The sequence below is a fragment of the Serratia sp. 2880STDY5682894 genome (assembly GCF_001537385.1).
GTDB classification, from domain to species: Bacteria; Pseudomonadota; Gammaproteobacteria; order Enterobacterales; family Enterobacteriaceae; genus Serratia; species Serratia nevei.
Map to the genome: position 1 here is coordinate 128,048 of NZ_FCJA01000006.1, position 17,303 is coordinate 145,350.

Consider the following 17,303-nt stretch of genomic DNA (forward strand, 5'->3'; position numbering starts at 1 on the left):
GCCTGGCGTTACAAATCCGCCAGCTGCGCCAGATACGGCTGCAGATCGCCGATGTTGTTGCTGACCCATTCCGGGTTGTAATAGGTATCCAGATAACGCTCGCCGCTGTCGCACAGCAGGGTGACGATCGACCCTTGCTCGCCGTTTTCCCGCATCTGTTTCGCCAGCTGCAGCGCACCCCAGACGTTGGTGCCGGTGGAGGCGCCAACCTTGCGGCCTAACACGCCTTCCAGCCAGTGAATGGTGGCGACGCTGGCGGCATCCGGCACCCGCAGCATGTTGTCGACCACCGACGGGATGAACGACGGCTCGGCGCGCGGGCGGCCGATGCCTTCGATACGGCTGCCGCAGCTGCCGATCAGGGTGCGATCGCCGTGGTGGAAGCAGTCATAGAACACCGAATTTTCCGGATCGACCACCGTCAATTGGGTGTCGTGCCCCTGATAGCGGATGTAGCGCCCCAGCGTGGCGGAGGTGCCGCCGGTGCCGGCGCTCATCACGATGTGTTTCGGCACCGGGAAGGGTTCACGCGCCATCTGGCGGAAAATGCTGTCGGCGATGTTGTTGTTGCCGCGCCAGTCGGTGGCGCGTTCGGCGTAGGTGAACTGATCCATATAGTGGCCGTTCAGTTCTTTCGCCAGCTGTTCGGAGGCGGCGTAGATCTGGGCTGCGTGATCGACGAAGTGACAGCGGCCGCCGTAAAAGGCGATCTGCTCCACCTTGCGGCGCGCGGTGCAGGATGGCATCACCGCGATGAACGGCAGGCCGATCAGACGAGCGAAGTAGGCTTCGGACACCGCGGTGCTGCCGGAAGAGGCCTCGATGATGGTGGTGTTCTCGGTGATCCAGCCGTTGCACAGGCCATAAAGGAACAGCGAGCGCGCCAGGCGGTGTTTCAGGCTGCCGGTCGGGTGGGTGCTCTCGTCCTTCAAATACAGGCAGATGCCTGGAAACGCCGGCAGGTTCAGGCGAATCAGGTGCGTATCGGCGGAGCGCTGAAAATCCGCTTCTATTTCACCGATAGCATATTTTACCCAAGAGTTTGTCATGATTTGGCCTCAAAATAGGGGGCTGGTTTATGGCGTAGCATAGCCTGTCGGCAGGAAAAAAGGATTGCCATTTTCCCTGTTTAATCGCCTAATGAGAGAAAATTTTTCTCCTGGTGGCCGCTATGTTAGATAAAACAGACCGTAAGCTGCTGTGCATGCTGCAGCAAGATTGCACCCAGTCGCTGCAGGCGCTGGCCGATGCGGTCAATTTGACCTCGACGCCGTGCTGGAAACGGCTGAAGCGCCTGGAAGACGAGGGCTATATCCGCGGCCGGGTGGCGCTGCTGGATAACGAAAAGCTCGGCCTGGGGCTGACGGCGTTCGTGTTGATCAAGACCCAGCAGCACAGCAGCGAGTGGTATCAGGCGTTTGTGCAACTGACCAGCCAGATGCCCGAGGTGCTGGCGTTCTACCGCATGGCGGGGGAGTACGACTATCTGATGCAGGTCGAAGTGGCGGACATGAAAAGCTATGACGGCTTTTATAAGCGTCTGGTGAACGGCGTACCGGGCCTCATCGATGTCACCTCAAGCTTTGCCATGGAAAAAATCAAATACACCACCGCGCTGCCGGTGCCGGAGTGAAAAGTTCACCGGACGGGCGGCTCAACGGTGGTATCCTGCTCTGCTGAAGCAGAAAAAGAGACAAATCCCATAAAACCCTGGAATCAAACTGCGTGAGATTATTTGCTCAAATCGGCTGGTACTTCCGCCGGGAGTGGCGCCGCTACCTCGGGGCGGTGGTGCTGCTGATCGTCATCGCCATCCTGCAACTGCTGCCGCCTAAGCTGGTCGGCATCATCGTGGACGGCGTCACCGAAAAACAAATGTCTACCGGCGTGCTGATGGCTTGGCTCGGGCTGATGATCGGCACCGCGATCGTCGTTTACCTGCTGCGCTATGTGTGGCGGGTGTTGTTGTTCGGCGCCTCCTACCAACTGGCGGTTGAGCTGCGCGAAAACTTTTACCGCCAACTCAGCCGGCAAAACCCGGCGTTCTACCTGCGCCACCGCACCGGCGATCTGATGGCGCGCGCTACCAACGACGTGGACCGCGTGGTGTTCGCCGCCGGCGAAGGCGTGCTGACGCTGGTGGACTCGCTGGTGATGGGACTGGTGGTGCTGGTGGTGATGAGCACCCAAATCAGCTGGCAGCTGACGGTGCTGGCGTTGATCCCGATGCCGCTGATGGCGATCGCCATCAAATATTACGGCGACCAGCTGCACCAGCGCTTTAAATCGGCGCAGGCGGCGTTTTCCAGCCTGAACGATCAGGCGCAGGAAAGCATGACCAGCATCCGCATGATCAAGGCCTTTGGGCTGGAAGATCACCAATCCAACCGCTTCGCCGAGGTGGCGGCGCAGACCGGCGCCAAGAACATGCACGTGGCGCGGGTGGATGCGCGCTTCGATCCGACCATTTATATCGCCATCGGCGCCTCTAACCTGCTGGCCATCGGCGGCGGCAGCTGGATGGTGGTGAACGGGTCGCTGACGCTCGGGCAGCTGACCAGCTTTGTGATGTATCTCGGCTTGATGATCTGGCCGATGCTGGCGCTGGCCTGGATGTTCAACATCGTCGAACGCGGCAGCGCGGCCTACAGCCGCATCCGCAGCCTGCTCGACGAGGCGCCGGCGGTGCAGGACGGCCCGCAGGCGTTGCCGGCCGGCCGCGGCGTGCTGGACGTGGATATCCGCGCGTTCCACTACCCGGAAAACCCGCATCCGGCGCTGCATGACGTGGCGCTGACGCTGAAGCCGGGGCAGATGCTGGGGCTGTGCGGGCCGACCGGTGCCGGCAAGTCGACGCTGTTGTCGCTGATCCAGCGCCAGTTCGACGTCGACCAAGGGCAGATCAGCTATCACGGCCTGCCGTTGCCGCAGGTCAAACTCGACGACTGGCGTTCGCGGCTGTCGGTGGTGAGCCAGACGCCGTTCCTGTTCTCCGATACCGTGGCGAACAACATTGCGCTGGGCCATCCGGGGGCGACGCAGGCGCAGATCGAACAGGCGGCGCGGTTGGCCAGCGTCCATGAGGACATTCTGCGGCTGCCACAGGGCTATGACACCGAAGTGGGCGAACGCGGCGTGATGCTGTCGGGCGGGCAGAAACAGCGTATCTCCATTGCGCGTGCGCTGCTGCTGGATGCGGAGATCCTGATCCTCGACGACGCGCTGTCGGCGGTGGACGGCCGTACCGAACACCAGATCCTGCACAACCTGCGCAGCTGGGGGCAAGATCGCACTGTGATCATCAGCGCGCACCGGCTGTCGGCCTTGACCGAAGCCAGCGAGATCCTGGTGATGCAGCACGGCGGCGTTGCGCAGCGCGGCGATCCGGTGGCGCTGGCGGCGCAGCCGGGCTGGTATCGCGATATGTACCGTTATCAGCAGCTGGAAGCGGCGCTGGATGAAGCGCCGGAAAACGGCGAGGAGGCGTTGGCCGATGAATAAAGTGCAAAAGCTGTGGCCGACGCTGAAGCGGCTGCTGGCCTATGGCTCGCCGTACCGCAAACCGCTGGGGCTGGCGGTGCTGATGCTGTGGATAGCGGCGGCGGCGGAAGTCGCCGGGCCGATCCTGGTGAGCTATTTTATCGATAATTACGTCGCCAAAGGGCAACTGCCGCTGACGATCGTCGGTGGGCTGGCGGCGGCTTACATTCTGCTGGAGCTGCTGGCGGCGGCGCTGCACTACTTCCAGGCGCTGCTGTTCAACCAGGCGGCGGTGGGGGTGGTCCAGCGGCTGCGCACCGACGTGATGGACGCCGCGCTGCGCCAGCCGCTCAGCGCCTTCGACACGCAGCCGGTCGGGCAATTGATCTCGCGCGTCACCAACGACACCGAGGTGATCAAGGATCTGTACGTGATGGTGGTCTCCACGGTGCTGAAAAGCGCCGCGCTGATCGGTGCCATGCTGGTGGCGATGTTCAGCCTCGACTGGCGCATGGCGCTGGTGGCGGTCTGCATCTTCCCGGCGGTGTTTGTGGTGATGGGCATCTATCAATACTACAGCACGCCGATCGTGCGCCGGGTGCGCAGCTATCTGGCGGACATCAACGACGGTTTCAACGAAGTGATCAACGGCATGGGCGTGATTCAGCAGTTCCGCCAGCAGGTGCGCTTCGGTGAACGCATGAGCGCCGCCAGTCAGTCGCACTATCTGGCGCGCATGCAGACCCTGCGGCTCGACGGTTTCCTGCTGCGACCGCTGCTCAGCCTGTTTTCGGCGCTGGTGCTGTGCGGGCTGCTGATGCTGTTCGGCTTCAGCGGCGAGGGGGTGATTGGCGTCGGCGTGCTCTATGCCTTCATCAACTACCTGGGGCGCCTGAACGAACCGCTGATCGAGCTCACGTCGCAGCAGTCGATCCTGCAGCAGGCGGTGGTGGCCGGTGAACGCATTTTCGAGCTGATGGATCGCAGCCAGCAGAGTTACGGCGCCGACGATCGTCCGCTGGCCGGTGGCCGCATCGACATCACCGATCTGAGCTTCGCTTACCGCGCGGACAAAAAGGTGCTGCAGCACATTTCGCTGGCGGTGCCTTCGCGCGGTTTCGTGGCGCTGGTTGGGCATACCGGCAGCGGTAAGAGCACCTTGGCCAACCTGCTGATGGGCTATTACCCGGTCAGCGAGGGGGAAGTGCGTCTCGATGGCCGCCCGATCTCCAGCCTGTCGCACCGCACGCTGCGCCAGGGCGTGGCGATGGTGCAGCAGGATCCGGTGGTGATCGCCGATTCGGTGCTGGCCAACGTTACGTTGGGGCGCAACATCGAGGAAGACGCCGTGTGGCAGGCGCTGGAAACGGTGCAGCTGGCGAGTCTGGTGCGCGGCTTCCCGCAGGGTATTCACACCCGGCTGGGAGAGCAGGGCAATAACCTGTCCGTCGGGCAGAAACAGCTGCTGGCGATGGCGCGGGTCTTGGTGCAGGCGCCGCAGATCCTGATCCTCGACGAGGCGACCGCCAATATCGACTCGGGCACCGAACAGGCGATCCAGCGCGCGCTGCGTGCGATCCGCGAGCACACCACGCTGGTGGTGATCGCCCACCGGCTGTCGACCATCGTCGATGCCGATTCCATCCTGGTGCTGCATCGCGGCCAGGCGGTAGAGCAGGGCAACCATCAGCAGCTGCTGGCGCAGCAGGGGCGCTACTACCAGATGTACCAGCTGCAGCTGGCGGGCGAGCAGCTGGCGGAAGCGGTGCGCGAAGAGAGCCAACCCGCCTGAGCATGGGCCGCGATCGCGGCCCTTCTTTTTTTCCCACGCACCACAAGCAGGCAACCCGCCTGCGCCATGCCCCCTTTCTGCACTTTTTCGACGCGATGCGCACCAAATTAGTGCGCGATATTTAATCAATTCAGGGTATCGGTATGGCGCCGCGGTCTGATGGTGCCCGCGTTCCCGCTAATCCGCTGAATCGTCATGCAAAATCAAATCTGGCACAGGCCTTGCTACATATGACGCGTACCAGGGGTGAGTTTGGGTTTAATTCGTGGAGGGGCAATATGAAGCTGGTGACCGTGGTAATCAAACCGTTCAAGCTGGAGGACGTGCGCGAGGCTCTGTCCTCCGTGGGCATTCAGGGGTTGACCGTAACCGAAGTGAAGGGCTTTGGCCGCCAGAAGGGGCACGCCGAGCTGTATCGCGGCGCCGAATATAACGTCAACTTCCTGCCCAAGGTCAAAATCGACATCGCCATCGCTGACGATCAGTTGGATGAAGTGGTTGATGTGATTAGCAAAGCCGCCTACACCGGCAAAATCGGCGACGGCAAAATTTTCGTTGCCGAGTTGCAACGCGTGATCCGCATTCGCACCGGCGAAACCGACGAATCGGCACTGTAACCGCGAACTCAGCTAAGTGATGGGGATGGATTGATAATGAAAAGACTGTTATCCATGTTGGGCCTGAGTTCGGTAACCCTGGTTCCTTCTTTGGCCCTGGCCGCCCCGGCGGTCGCTGATAAGGCCGACAACGCCTTTATGATGATCTGCACTGCGTTGGTGCTGTTCATGACGCTGCCGGGCATCGCGCTGTTTTACGGCGGCCTGCTGCGCGGCAAAAACGTGCTGTCGATGCTGACGCAGGTCACCGTCACCTTCGCGCTGGTCTGCGTGCTGTGGGTGCTGTATGGCTACAGCCTGGCGTTCAGCGAGGGCAATGCGGTATTTGGCGGGTTCGAAACGGCGATGCTGAAAGGCATCGGCATCGATAGCGTCACCGGCAGCATCAGCCAGATGATCCACGTCGCCTTCCAGGCGTCCTTCGCCTGTATCACCGTCGCACTAGTGGTGGGCGGCTTCGCCGAACGCATTCGCTTCTCGGCGGTGCTGATCTTCGCGATTGTGTGGTTCACGCTGTCTTATCTGCCGATCGCGCACATGGTGTGGGGCGGCGGCTACCTGGCCACCGACGGCGCATTGGACTTCGCCGGCGGCACCGTAGTGCACATCAACGCCGCCAGCGCCGGGTTGGTCGGCGCCTACCTGATCGGCAAGCGCGCCGGCTTCGGTAAAGAGGCCTTCAAACCGCACAACCTGCCGATGGTGTTTACCGGGGCGTCCATCCTGTATATCGGCTGGTTCGGCTTTAACGCCGGCTCCGCCAGCGCGGCCAACGGCATTGCGGCCCTGGCATTCCTCAACACCGTGGTCGCCACTGCGGGCGCCATTCTCTCCTGGACCTTCGCCGAATGGGTGCTGCGCGGCAAGCCTTCGCTGCTGGGCGCCTGCTCCGGCATGATCGCCGGGTTGGTTGCGGTGACGCCGGCGGCGGGCACCGTAGGCGTGGGCGGGGCGTTGATCATCGGCCTGGTGGGCGGCGTCGCCGGCCTGTGGGGCGTAGTGACGCTGAAGAAATGGCTGAAGGTGGACGACACCTGCGACGTGTTCGGCGTGCACGGGGTGTGCGGCATCGTCGGCTGCCTGCTGACCGGCGTGTTCACCGCCTCTTCACTGGGCGGCACCGGCTACGCCGAAGGGGTGACGATGGGCCATCAGGTCTGGATCCAGCTGGTGAGCGTGCTGATCACGCTGGTGTGGTCGAGCGTCGCCGCCTTTATCGCCTTCAAGATCGCGGGCGCGATGGTGGGCCTGAGAGTGCCGGAAGAGCAGGAACGCGAGGGGCTGGACGTCAACAGCCACGGCGAGAGCGCCTACAACCAATAAGACTCGAAGCAGGGCAGTGCGCTAAAGACTAAAATAATGATGAAGCCGACAGGGGCGATGGAAACATCGCCCCTTTCTTTATGCTGCGGATCAGGCGTCGCGCTGGCGAATCACCCCTTCCTGCACGGTGGTGGCGACCAGGACGCCGTCGCGGGTGTAGATTTGGCCGCGAACAAAGCCCCGTGCGCCGGAGGCGGAGGAGCTCTCCACCGCGTACAGCAGCCAGTCATCCATGCGGAACGGGCGATGGAACCACATGGAGTGGTCAATGGTGGCCACCTGCATGCCCGGCTCGAGGAAGCCGACGCCGTGCGGCTGCAGCGCGGTCGGCAGGAAGTTAAAGTCCGACGCGTAGCCCAGCAGGTATTGGTGGATGCGTTGATCGTCCGGCATGCTGCCGTTGGCGCGGAACCAGACGTAGCGATGCGGTTCTTCCACGCTGCCTTTCAGCGGGTTGTGGAATTTCACCGGGCGCATTTCGATCGGCTTTTGGCCGATAAATTTTTCGCGCACTTTTTCCGGCAGCATATGCGCCAGCTTCTGGGCGATCTCTGATTCGGACAGCAGCCCTTCCGGCGGCGGCACGTCCGGCATCAGGTTCTGGTGCTCGAAACCCGCCTCCGGGCTCTGGAAGGAGGCGGTCATATAGAAGATAGGTTTACCGTGCTGGATGGCGCTGACGCGGCGCGCGCTGAAGCTGTTGCCGTCGCGCAGGGTTTCCACGTCGTAAACGATAGGCTTGCTGCTGTCGCCCGGGCGCAGGAAGTAGCTGTGGAACGAATGCACGCTGCGTTCATCCGGCACCGTCTGCTTGGCGGCGTACAGCGCCTGGCCGACCACCTGCCCGCCGAACACCTGGCGCAGCCCCAAATCTTCACTCTGGCCGCGGAACAGCCCTTCTTCGATTTTCTCCAGATCCAGCAGATCGAGGAGGTTTTGCAATGCCTGGCTCATAAAGTTGTTACCTTTCTAATAATCATTTTGCGCAGTGTGCGGAATATCACGGCGCGGCGTCAACATCTTGCGTTATAGGGCCGATGAGAATGCTCTTAATAGTGGGCGCTTTGGACAGGCTAAGTGATTAATAGGTGGAGCAAAGTGGATTTGTCAGTGTTTTGTGCTAAGTTTAATAGGTGCGGTGGTGAAAGCCACCAACATGTTGATAATAAAAAAGGAGACCGATCCATGAAACTCTGGCAAATCGTAGGCGGTGCCGCGGCACTGACGATCACGCTGGCAGGATGCGCGCAAAAGAGTGCTGATGTGCCTACACAGGCGGCCGGTAACCCGGCGGCTGCGCAAACGCAGATTCAGGGCCCGGCGGTGACAGGTTCGGTTAATATACGTCAGCGCATTGCGCTGCCGCCGGACGCGGTACTGACGGTCACCCTCTCTGACGCCTCGCTGGCGGATGCGCCGTCTAAAGTGATTGCACAGCGCGCGGTACGCACTGAAGGGCAACAGGCGCCGTTCAGCTTTACGCTGCCGTATAACCCGTCCGACATCCAACCGAATGCGCGTATCATTCTGAGCGCGGCGGTGACGGTCAACGGGCGACTGATGTTTATTACCGACACCATCCAGGAAGTGGTCAACCGCAACGGCACCCGTGCCGATCTGCTGCTGGTTCCGGTTCAGGGTGTGCCGATTCAGGCTGCGCCAACCGCCATGCAGTAATCTTACTGCGGTACAGCAAGATGAAATCAACAGCCTTTGCGCTTCGGCCAAAGGCTGTTTTGTTTTACCAGCGCCAGCCGTAGCGATCGAAATCGACCGTGCTGTGCGGGCCGAAAATAATCCCCTCCGCCAGCAATGCCTGCCGCTGCCGTTGAAAATCCTCCCCCTGCTGCGATATCTGCCCGTGGCGGTTGATCACCCGGTGCCAGGGCAGCGTGCTGCCTTCCGGCAAACGCCGCAGCACGCCGCCGACCTGACGTGCGGCGCGCGGTGAACCGGCCAGCCGGGCAACTTCGCCGTAGGTGGTGACTTTGCCGTAAGGAATGGCGGCCACGATGTGGAATACCCGCTGGCTGAAAGAGGCGTCTTCTGGTTGCATGTTGCTGTTCCTGCGCGAGTCAAAACCCAGGCGGAGAGTGTGCCACAGCGCAGGTGGGTAAGAAAACAGCGGTTGGTCCCGGTTGGCTTGCTATTTGATAGGGCATCGCCGATAATGCCCACCGCTTCGGAGTACAGAAGCCGTCAATGGGGGCCCTGTTGGTTCTCCCGCAACACTAACTTGTGAACTCGGTCAGGTCCGGAAGGAAGCAGCCGCAGCAGGTGACGTGTGTGCCGGGATGTAGCTGGCAGGGTCCCCACCCATTTGCGGCCCGCAAAAACGTTTTTCCCCGTTATTCTTCCTGTCGACAGCTGCACAAGCGTCATTTCGCACGCCGCGAGCGAGCGTCTTTTCCTCTGCGCCGTTTTTGCCCTTCTCCCCCTATAGGGTTGCCAACAGATCCGATGACGGTGAAAAAAATAGCGTTTATATCGTTATTTGTGGGGCAAATAATGGCGCAGGCATAGGGAAAATTCTTAAAGTTGCACGCCTGTTGGGATGGCGTTAGTATTGTTTATTCTCTGTGCGAAAAAACTATCCGCGCTTCGCGGCGGTCGTCGAACTCGCTGAATAAGTTTAAATAATAACCCGTGTGCGCTGTCAGGCTGAACATGATTTATATCATTGATAAAGATATTACATTTAACACTGAAAACGGTTCATTGAAGAGTATAAAGAAGGGACGGGAAGTTTTCTTATCCAGCGTTAATTCTAGAGTATTCAAATGTTTGCTTGAGCATGGCCACGAGGCGGTGAGCCGGGATACGCTGTTGCAGCAGGTGTGGACCGATCACGGCCTGAGCGCCTCTTCGGCGACGTTGAATCAATATATCAGCCTGACGCGGCGGGCATTGACGTCTGTCGGTTTCAATGAACGCCTGATCGTTACCCTCTCTAAAAAGGGGTATAGACTCAATAGAATAATACCGATCGACCGACTGCGGATTGATTTACCCGATCCCCCACCGCTTGCCGATGCCCCGGTTCCCTTGGCTGCGCCGACCGCAACGTCAAAAAACACCCACCACTATTTTTTTATTCTGCTGCGCAGCTTATCGATCGTCGTGCCATTATCTTTTCTGGCGCTGTGCTTTATCTATTACAAACATCATCGCGACAGTGAAAAGAAGCAGGTATTGTCTTACGTGGGGACGGTAAACGGCTGCCCGATCTACTATGCCGGCCATTTTTTGGAGAATCATCAGGACGACTATTTGCAGTTCTTGGTCAGGAAGGATCTTTATGGCCAGCGTTGCCGCCCCGGTGAGATTGTCATTACCAAGGTTAACCGTTCTCATAATGCCAATGAAGACAGCGGACGCCAGTTTATCGCCAAATGCACGAAGGACAGTGCGGCCGTTTTGCATAATTGTGAGAGCGAGTACATCCGGGCATGGAAAAAAAGTTAAATATTTTGTCAGCCACGCTGGTCGGCCTGTGCGTGTTGACTGGCAGCGTGGTGTATTCCCTGGTTCGCAGCCATCATGAGTTCGGTGATTTTTCCTGCGAAGCGAACGCCACGTTCAATTATTTCAATTCGCTGGACGCGCAGGCGGCACACGATGACATCCAGCTGTCGCTAAAAATAAACTACATCTTTTTGTCGGGCGATAAGGGCGTGATGATCTTGTCGGGCCTGGCCAACGACGGTGAAGAGAAGTATTTCGTCAACCGACGGGTTAATTTCAGCTATGTCTCGCAAGGCAGTTTCTATCGTTTCCACTATGGTGAGGTGAATTATTCACCGCGCGATACCTTGCCGGAAGAGGTGTATACTTACTTTTTCAGCAATGAATCGACGTTTTATCATATTCGCAGCGTAGACAAGAATACGTTGATGTTCAGCAATGCCTACTCGCCGATGTTTTTATGTAATATCGAATCCTGATTTTTATCTCGTTTTTTATGTGAGCTTAAGGTGTATTTCTGTTACCCTTTACATCCTCGCTTCCTGCCTTTTTAGCACGCAACTAATAACATGGGTTATTATGCGTGAATGCCTATTTTCTTTATCATTAATCAAATTTAATGGTGGTTTAGCTATTTTATAAAACCTGCTATCGTCATGTTTTTAAATGATTTAATGAATCTAAGGTAATATGATGTGACCATATTAATTTTATATTGTTTATTTTAAAGAAATAAGTTGCATGAATGTTTTTCGCATGATTAATTGAGGCCGCTCTTGAAACGGCGAACCATTAATTTTCATTGAAAATGCATCTCGCCGCATGCGTGCAAAGGTGATGGCACAGAGGGCCTTTGAACTTCATTAAACTGATAGGCGAGAGATGGACATACATAACATTGCCCTGAACGAGACTCTGTTGGAAAATGAGTTGGTAATATTAAACAACAATGAAAAAACGCTGTTGTTTAAAAAAGAGAATGTGCTCATTGAAATGACCGAATTACAGCGGCGCTTCATGCTGTGCCTGTTGAGCGGTATTTATAAGAAGAACGACATTATTCGCGCGGTCTGGTTTTGCAACCATGAGACCATCAGCGACAATAACTATTATCAGATGATATTCCAATGCCGCTCTTTGCTCTCCCGCCACGGTATTCCTGGCGAGGTGATCAAGACCATTCCCCGATTTGGCGTGATGTTGAGCTTTCAAGCCTGCGAGCGTGCGGCCGCTAATTTGCAGGGGGAATGCCCGTCATCATCGGCTAATAAGAGCCGGCGAACGTGGCTGGACGCCGTGAATTATAAAGTGGCTCTGGTCATCACGCTGCTGTTTTCCGTCGCGATGGTGGTCGGTATTTCCGCTTAGCGTTGGCGCCGTTGAATAACCGGGGGTGCCGTGAGCAAACGGTTGATAGACTTTTTTATGCTTCTTTTTTTTCTGACGAATCTGGCGTTCATGCTCCAGCTGGGGTGGCGAATGATGGCCGGGGATGGCGCGCCCGTTGAGCCGAGCCGTGAAAACGCGCCCGGGCCGGGGCGCCATATTGTCTTTCCTCAGGAAGAGGACATCGGAAAAATTAATGACGCGCACTGGTTTGGCCGCTATCAAGCGGCGAAAGACGGCGAAAAGGCGCACGGGTATAAAGTCGGCGAATGGGCGATCGGTGCCGAGCTGCTGGCTAACGCACCGGAAGCCGCTGCGCTTGGCAAGATAGCGGGTTTGCTGTTCAGCGATAACGCCAAAAAAAGCCTGGTCATCGTCGAGCATGGTGGCAAGCAAACCGGTTATGGCGTTGGCGACCGTCTGGCCGGCAGCAATGCCGTCATCGTGCGGATAGTGAAAAATAAAATACTGCTCGATGAAAACGGCTATTACGCCACGCTGACGTTTAAAGAGTAGCCGGCGCGCCGTTTCGGCGCGGGGTGTTTTATAGCATAAGGCGACATTGTGATTACGCATTTTATTTATCGTTCCGGCCCAGGCTGGAGCGCCGGCTTATGGCGCGCGTTAGCGGCGGTGGCCGTCATGATTGTGCTGGCTGGCGCGGCGCGCGCGGAGCAATTCTCCGCCAATTTCAAAGGCACGGACATTCAGGAATTTATCAATACGGTCAGTAAAAACCTGGGCAAAACCATCATTATCGATCCGGCGGTGAAAGGTAAGGTCACGGTGCGCAGCTATGAACAGCTCGACGAGAAGCAGTATTACCAGTTCTTTCTCAACGTGCTGGATGTCTATGGCTATACGGTCATCGGCATGCCCAACAACGTCTTGAAGGTGATCGCCGCCAAAGAGGGAAAAAGAGCCGCGCTGGCACAAAACGGCGGCGAGGCGATCGCCGAAGGGGATGAAGTGGTGATGCGCGTGGTACCGCTGCGCAATATCGCGGCCAAAGACGTTTCGCCGATATTGCGCCAGCTCAACGACAGCATCGGCGTGGGCAGCGTGGCGCATTACGAGCAGGGAAACGCGCTGTTGATCACCGGCCGGGCCAGCGTGGTCAATGGCCTGCTCGAGCTCGTCAGGGAGATGGATCAGGACGATGGCAATCGGGTCGAAACTCTCGCGCTGAAGCATGCGGCGGCGCCGGAAATCGCGCGCATGGTGAATGAACTGTTTCGTGAAGAGGGCAAGCGGCGCACGGCCGGCGCGAGCTCGCTGCGGCTGGTGGCGGATGAGCGGACCAACAGCGTGATGATCGCCGGGGATGATCGGAGCCGCGAACACGCCAAAGAACTGATTGACCAGCTGGATAACAAGAGCGTCACCCAGGGCAATACCCAGGTTATCCCTCTCAAATACGCCAAGGCGCAGAGCCTGGTCGAGGTGTTGACCGGCGTGAGTGCGGGCCTGCAAAACGAGAAGGAGAGCGCCACCGCCAACGTGGCGCTGCTGAAAAATGTGGTGATCAAGGCCGATGAGCAGACCAATGCGCTGATCATCACCGCCGCGCCGGATGTGATGCGCGATCTGGAGGCGGTGGTCGCCAAGCTCGACGTGCGCCGCGCGCAGGTGCTGGTCGAAGCGGTGATCGTCGAAGTGCAGGATGGGCAGGGGCTGAACATCGGCGTGCAGTGGGCCAACAAATACGGTGGTGGCACGCAGTTCGCCGGCCAGATGCCCGGGGTGTCGGCGGGGTTCGAAAACGGCATGAGCGACGTGTTCGGCAAGGCCAACGGCCTGATGACCGGTTTCTACAGCGGTAACTGGGGCGTATTGCTGACCGCCATCGCCAGCAACAACCAAAATAATATCCTGGCCACGCCGAGCATCGTCACGCTGGATAACGCCGAGGCGGAATTCAGCGTCGGGCAGGATGTGCCGATCCTGACCGGTTCGCAAACCACCAATAGCGATAACGTCTTCAATACCGTGTCGCGCAAGACGGTGGGGATCAAACTCAAGGTCAAACCGCAGATCAACCAGGGCCAGTCCGTGCTGATGCAGATCGAACAGGAGGTCTCCAGCGTTGCCGAAAGCGCCGGCGCTACGCCGGATTCGCTGGGGGCGACCTTCAATATCCGCACGGTTAACAACACGGTGCTGGTGGACAGCGGCGAAACCGTAGTGGTGGGCGGCCTGTTGGACAAGTCCAACTCGGAGCTGGAGAGCAGCGTGCCGATCCTGGGCAAGATCCCGCTGGTGGGGGCGCTGTTTCGCTCGACCGCCACCAAAGCGAGCAAGCGTAATTTGATGCTGTTTATCCGCCCGACCATCATTCGCAGCACCGAGGGATATGCCCGGCAGAGCCAACGCAAGTTAGGCAAGTTCGACGCCGAACAGCAGGACGATCGTGAGCTGAATGACGCACTGCGCGGCGAGATCGCCGGCGATAAGAAGGCGCTCGACAATCGGGCGTTTCTCGCCACCGTTGCAAGTATCGACGCGTTTTATTCGCGGGGAGCACGCCCGTGAAGCCCCGTTCTGCGGGGCCGCTGCTGCCTTTTTCCTGGGCGCGCCAGCATGGCGTGCTGGCCGTTGACGGGCAGCACGGTATCCAGATTTATTGTCACCCTGACACGAGCCACGCCGCATTGATGGAGGCCTACCGCTGCCTGCCCGGCGAGCCGGCGCTGGCCCGGCTGGAGGCGGAGGCTTTTGATCAACGGCTGGTGGCGCACTACCAGCAGGAAAGCGGCCAGGCGCAGAAAATGATCGACGACCTGGGCGGCGAACTGGATTTTTACGCGCTGGCCGAGGAGCTGCCGCAGCAGCAAGACCTGTTGGACGAACAGGACGATGCGCCGATTATCCGCCTGATCAACGCCTTGCTGAGCGAGGCGATCAAAGAGCGCGCCTCCGATATCCACATCGAAACCTACGAGAGCGAGCTGGTGATCCGCTTTCGCATCGACGGCGCGCTGCGGCGGATTTTGGCGCCGCAGCGCAAGCTGGCGGCGCTGCTGGTGTCGCGCATCAAGGTGATGTCGAAGCTGGATATCGCCGAGAAGCGCGTGCCGCAGGATGGGCGCATGGCGCTGAAGGTCGGCGGGCGAGCGATTGACGTGCGGGTGTCGGTGATGCCGGCTAGCCACGGCGAACGCGTGGTCATGCGCCTGTTGGACAAACAGGGCGTGCGGCTCGAACTGCCCAGCCTGGGCATGGCGCCGGCGCACCAGCAGGCGTTGCTGCGCCTGATCCGCCAGCCGCACGGCATCATTTTGGTCACCGGGCCGACCGGATCCGGCAAGAGCACCACGCTCTATACCTTGCTGAGCCAGATCAACGATGAACAGCGCAACATCATGACGATCGAAGATCCCGTCGAGTATGAGTTGGCCGGCATTGCGCAGACGCAGGTGAATCCCAAGGTGGACATGACCTTCGCGCGCGGGCTGCGCGCGCTGCTGCGTCAGGATCCCGACGTGGTGCTGATCGGTGAGATCCGCGACGGCGAAACGGCGCAGATCGCGGTGCAGGCCTCATTGACCGGGCATTTGGTGCTGTCGACCCTGCATACCAACACGGCGATCGGCGCCGTGACCCGGCTGCGGGACATGGGGGTCGAACCGTTCTTGCTTTCGAGTTCGCTCAGCGGCGTGTTGGCGCAGCGCCTGGTGCGCCGGCTGTGCCCGCAGTGCCGTGAGCCTTATGCGTTGCCTGACGCGCAGCGGCACCTGCTGGGGCTGCCCCCGACGCCGGCGGTGACCTGCTGGCGCCCGTTGGGGTGCGAGGCCTGCGGCGGGCAGGGATATCACGGCCGAATCGGCTTGCACGAACTGTTGGTGCTGGATGAACCGATGCGCATGGCGATCCATCGCGGTGACGGCGAGCTGGACATCGCGAAACTGGCCGCCGAACGCTATCTGCCGCTGCGCCAGGATGGGATCGCCAAAATGCGCGCCGGGGAGACCAGCCTGGAGGAAGTGCTGCGAGTGACGCGCGAAGGGGACGGCGATGAAGTTTGATTATCGCGCCTGCGATCGTGAGGGGCGCGCCCAGCGCGGCGTGTTGGAGGCGGATTCTCTGCGCCACGCCCGCGATCGCCTGCGTGAAAAGGGGTGGCAGGTGCTGGCGGTGCAAGCGCGCAGGCGGCCCGCTTTCGCCGGCATGTTTGCCGGCCGCTGGATGAGCGGCGTGAGCAGCGGCGATGTGGCGCTGTTGACCCGGCAGCTGGCGACGCTGCTGTCCGCTGCGCTGCCGCTGGAGGAAGCGCTGATGGCGGTGGCGCGGCAAACGGAGAAAAAAGGTCTGCAGGCGGCGTTGGCTCAGGTGCGGCAGCGCATTCTGGAGGGCTTTCCGCTGGCGCAGGCGCTGGGTCAGCATCCGCAGATTTTTGACCGCCTCTATTGCGCCATGGTGGCCGCCGGTGAGATTTCCGGCCATCTGGCGCCGGTGCTGGAACGGCTGGCCGACTACGTCGAACAGCGCCAGCAAATGAAGAACAAAATCGTGCAGGCGCTGGTGTACCCGATGGTGCTGACGACGGTGGCAATCGGCGTGGTGGCGATCCTGTTGACGGCGGTGGTGCCGAAGGTGATCGAACAGTTTGTGCATATGAAGCAGACCTTGCCGCTGTCGACCCGGATGCTGCTCGGCGCCAGCGACGGGCTGCGTCGATGGGGGGCGTTGGCGCTGATATCGGTGCTGACGGGCCTTGGCGCGTTCCGCTATCGCCTGCGGGATCCGGCGCGGCGCGTGCGCTGGCATGCGTTCATCCTGCGGTTGCCGGTGGTCGGCAAGCTGTCGCTGGCGGTGAACACGGCGCGCTACGCCAAAACGCTGAGCATTTTGAACGCCAGCGCGGTGCCGTTGCTGGAGGCGATGCGCATCAGCGCCGGCGTGTTGGGCAACGATGCCGCCCGCGAACGGCTGCTGGCGGCGATGGAGCGGGTGCGGGAGGGCGAAGGATTGTCGCCGTCGCTTGAGGGCACCGCGCTGTTCTCGCCGATGATGCGGCACATGATCATGTCCGGCGAGCGCAGCGGTGAGCTGGACATGATGCTCGAACGGGCGGCGACGATGCAGCAGGAGGCCTTCGGCCGGCAAGTCACGCTGGCGCTGGGGCTGTTTGAGCCTTTATTGGTGATCGCGATGGCCGGTTCGGTGCTGTTTATCATTTTGGCCATCCTGCAGCCGATATTGCAGCTCAATAATATGGTCGGCTAATCATGCCGTTAATG

The 17,303-nt window shown here is 59.6% G+C and carries 16 protein-coding genes and 1 other RNA gene; 14 read left to right on the top strand and 3 right to left on the bottom strand.

The window, feature by feature from the left end:
- Positions 1–8: 8 nt before the first annotated feature.
- Positions 9–1,049, bottom strand: coding sequence for a PLP-dependent cysteine synthase family protein (locus tag AWX27_RS14990; RefSeq protein ID WP_015376851.1), 1,041 nt, complete (start codon positions 1,047–1,049; stop codon positions 9–11).
- Positions 1,050–1,171: 122 nt separating this feature from the next.
- Between AWX27_RS14990 and AWX27_RS14995 the strand changes: the two genes are divergently transcribed.
- From AWX27_RS14995 to amtB, 5 genes are all read left to right on the top strand, one after another.
- Positions 1,172–1,633 carry an Lrp/AsnC family transcriptional regulator gene (locus AWX27_RS14995; RefSeq protein WP_004940330.1) on the top strand — a complete coding sequence of 154 codons (462 nt, stop codon included), beginning with the start codon at positions 1,172–1,174 and terminating at the stop codon, positions 1,631–1,633.
- A gap of 92 nt (positions 1,634–1,725) precedes the next feature.
- Positions 1,726–3,501 (top strand): multidrug efflux ABC transporter permease/ATP-binding subunit SmdA, encoded by a 1,776-nt coding sequence (gene smdA, locus AWX27_RS15000; RefSeq protein ID WP_060423384.1) that lies wholly within the window; start codon positions 1,726–1,728, stop codon positions 3,499–3,501.
- Positions 3,494–5,272: a multidrug efflux ABC transporter permease/ATP-binding subunit SmdB gene (gene smdB / locus AWX27_RS15005; protein ID WP_055312256.1), complete on the top strand. Its 1,779-nt coding sequence runs from the start codon at positions 3,494–3,496 to the stop codon at positions 5,270–5,272. Before smdA ends, smdB begins: the two co-directional genes overlap by 8 nt.
- Before the next feature lie 278 nt (positions 5,273–5,550).
- Positions 5,551–5,889: a P-II family nitrogen regulator gene (gene glnK, locus AWX27_RS15010; RefSeq protein WP_004940327.1), complete on the top strand. Its 339-nt coding sequence runs from the start codon at positions 5,551–5,553 to the stop codon at positions 5,887–5,889.
- A 36-nt stretch (positions 5,890–5,925) separates the two neighbouring features.
- A complete protein-coding gene (gene amtB, locus AWX27_RS15015; protein WP_038876195.1) occupies positions 5,926–7,212 on the top strand; it encodes an ammonium transporter AmtB in 1,287 nt (428 codons plus the stop codon).
- A gap of 90 nt (positions 7,213–7,302) precedes the next feature.
- On the opposite strand, the gene tesB is transcribed toward amtB, so the two are convergent.
- Positions 7,303–8,166 (bottom strand): acyl-CoA thioesterase II, encoded by an 864-nt coding sequence (gene tesB, locus AWX27_RS15020; RefSeq protein WP_004940320.1) that lies wholly within the window; start codon positions 8,164–8,166, stop codon positions 7,303–7,305.
- Positions 8,167–8,397: 231 nt separating this feature from the next.
- Between tesB and AWX27_RS15025 the strand changes: the two genes are divergently transcribed.
- Positions 8,398–8,889, top strand: a complete 492-nt coding sequence (locus AWX27_RS15025; RefSeq protein ID WP_016928846.1) for a YbaY family lipoprotein — start codon at positions 8,398–8,400, stop codon at positions 8,887–8,889.
- A 64-nt stretch (positions 8,890–8,953) separates the two neighbouring features.
- Here AWX27_RS15025 and AWX27_RS15030 read toward each other — a convergent pair whose 3' ends face one another.
- Positions 8,954–9,268, bottom strand: coding sequence for an MGMT family protein (locus AWX27_RS15030; protein ID WP_033642088.1), 315 nt, complete (start codon positions 9,266–9,268; stop codon positions 8,954–8,956).
- 156 nt (positions 9,269–9,424) lie between these two features.
- Here AWX27_RS15030 and ffs point away from each other — a divergent pair.
- The 8 genes from ffs to gspF all read left to right on the top strand — a co-directional run bounded on the left by ffs (position 9,425) and on the right by gspF (position 17,289).
- Positions 9,425–9,521: signal recognition particle sRNA small type (ffs, locus tag AWX27_RS15035), an RNA gene on the top strand.
- A 358-nt stretch (positions 9,522–9,879) separates the two neighbouring features.
- Positions 9,880–10,677 carry a winged helix-turn-helix domain-containing protein gene (locus tag AWX27_RS15040; RefSeq protein ID WP_060423389.1) on the top strand — a complete coding sequence of 266 codons (798 nt, stop codon included), beginning with the start codon at positions 9,880–9,882 and terminating at the stop codon, positions 10,675–10,677.
- Positions 10,662–11,156, top strand: coding sequence for a FidL-like protein (locus AWX27_RS15045; protein WP_047728690.1), 495 nt, complete (start codon positions 10,662–10,664; stop codon positions 11,154–11,156). The genes AWX27_RS15040 and AWX27_RS15045 overlap by 16 nt, the downstream gene beginning before the upstream one ends.
- Positions 11,157–11,559: 403 nt before the next feature.
- The gene (locus AWX27_RS15050) at positions 11,560–12,045 is read left to right on the top strand and encodes a winged helix-turn-helix domain-containing protein (RefSeq protein WP_060423394.1); all 486 of its coding nucleotides are present in this window, start codon (positions 11,560–11,562) and stop codon (positions 12,043–12,045) included.
- Positions 12,046–12,075: 30 nt separating this feature from the next.
- Entirely contained in the window at positions 12,076–12,579 is a 504-nt protein-coding gene (locus tag AWX27_RS15055; RefSeq protein ID WP_072265459.1) for a type II secretion system protein N, read from the top strand.
- A 126-nt stretch (positions 12,580–12,705) separates the two neighbouring features.
- Entirely contained in the window at positions 12,706–14,595 is a 1,890-nt protein-coding gene (gene gspD, locus AWX27_RS15060; protein WP_060423705.1) for a type II secretion system secretin GspD, read from the top strand.
- Positions 14,592–16,088, top strand: coding sequence for a type II secretion system ATPase GspE (gspE, locus tag AWX27_RS15065; protein ID WP_060423399.1), 1,497 nt, complete (start codon positions 14,592–14,594; stop codon positions 16,086–16,088). Before gspD ends, gspE begins: the two co-directional genes overlap by 4 nt.
- On the top strand, positions 16,078–17,289 hold the full coding sequence (gene gspF, locus AWX27_RS15070) for a type II secretion system inner membrane protein GspF (protein ID WP_060423402.1): 1,212 nt from the start codon (positions 16,078–16,080) through the stop codon (positions 17,287–17,289). The genes gspE and gspF overlap by 11 nt, the downstream gene beginning before the upstream one ends.
- Positions 17,290–17,303: the final 14 nt, after the last annotated feature.

Coding starts and splice junctions, on each gene's coding strand:
- AWX27_RS14990 (WP_015376851.1), bottom strand. CDS start 1,049: ATGACAAACTCTTGGGTAAAATATGCTATCGGTGAAATAGAAGCGGAT.
- AWX27_RS14995 (WP_004940330.1), top strand. CDS start 1,172: ATGTTAGATAAAACAGACCGTAAGCTGCTGTGCATGCTGCAGCAAGAT.
- smdB (WP_055312256.1), top strand. CDS start 3,494: ATGAATAAAGTGCAAAAGCTGTGGCCGACGCTGAAGCGGCTGCTGGCC.
- glnK (WP_004940327.1), top strand. CDS start 5,551: ATGAAGCTGGTGACCGTGGTAATCAAACCGTTCAAGCTGGAGGACGTG.
- amtB (WP_038876195.1), top strand. CDS start 5,926: ATGAAAAGACTGTTATCCATGTTGGGCCTGAGTTCGGTAACCCTGGTT.
- tesB (WP_004940320.1), bottom strand. CDS start 8,166: ATGAGCCAGGCATTGCAAAACCTCCTCGATCTGCTGGATCTGGAGAAA.
- AWX27_RS15025 (WP_016928846.1), top strand. CDS start 8,398: ATGAAACTCTGGCAAATCGTAGGCGGTGCCGCGGCACTGACGATCACG.
- AWX27_RS15030 (WP_033642088.1), bottom strand. CDS start 9,268: ATGCAACCAGAAGACGCCTCTTTCAGCCAGCGGGTATTCCACATCGTG.
- AWX27_RS15040 (WP_060423389.1), top strand. CDS start 9,880: ATGATTTATATCATTGATAAAGATATTACATTTAACACTGAAAACGGT.
- AWX27_RS15045 (WP_047728690.1), top strand. CDS start 10,662: ATGGAAAAAAAGTTAAATATTTTGTCAGCCACGCTGGTCGGCCTGTGC.
- AWX27_RS15050 (WP_060423394.1), top strand. CDS start 11,560: ATGGACATACATAACATTGCCCTGAACGAGACTCTGTTGGAAAATGAG.
- gspD (WP_060423705.1), top strand. CDS start 12,706: ATGATTGTGCTGGCTGGCGCGGCGCGCGCGGAGCAATTCTCCGCCAAT.
- gspF (WP_060423402.1), top strand. CDS start 16,078: ATGAAGTTTGATTATCGCGCCTGCGATCGTGAGGGGCGCGCCCAGCGC.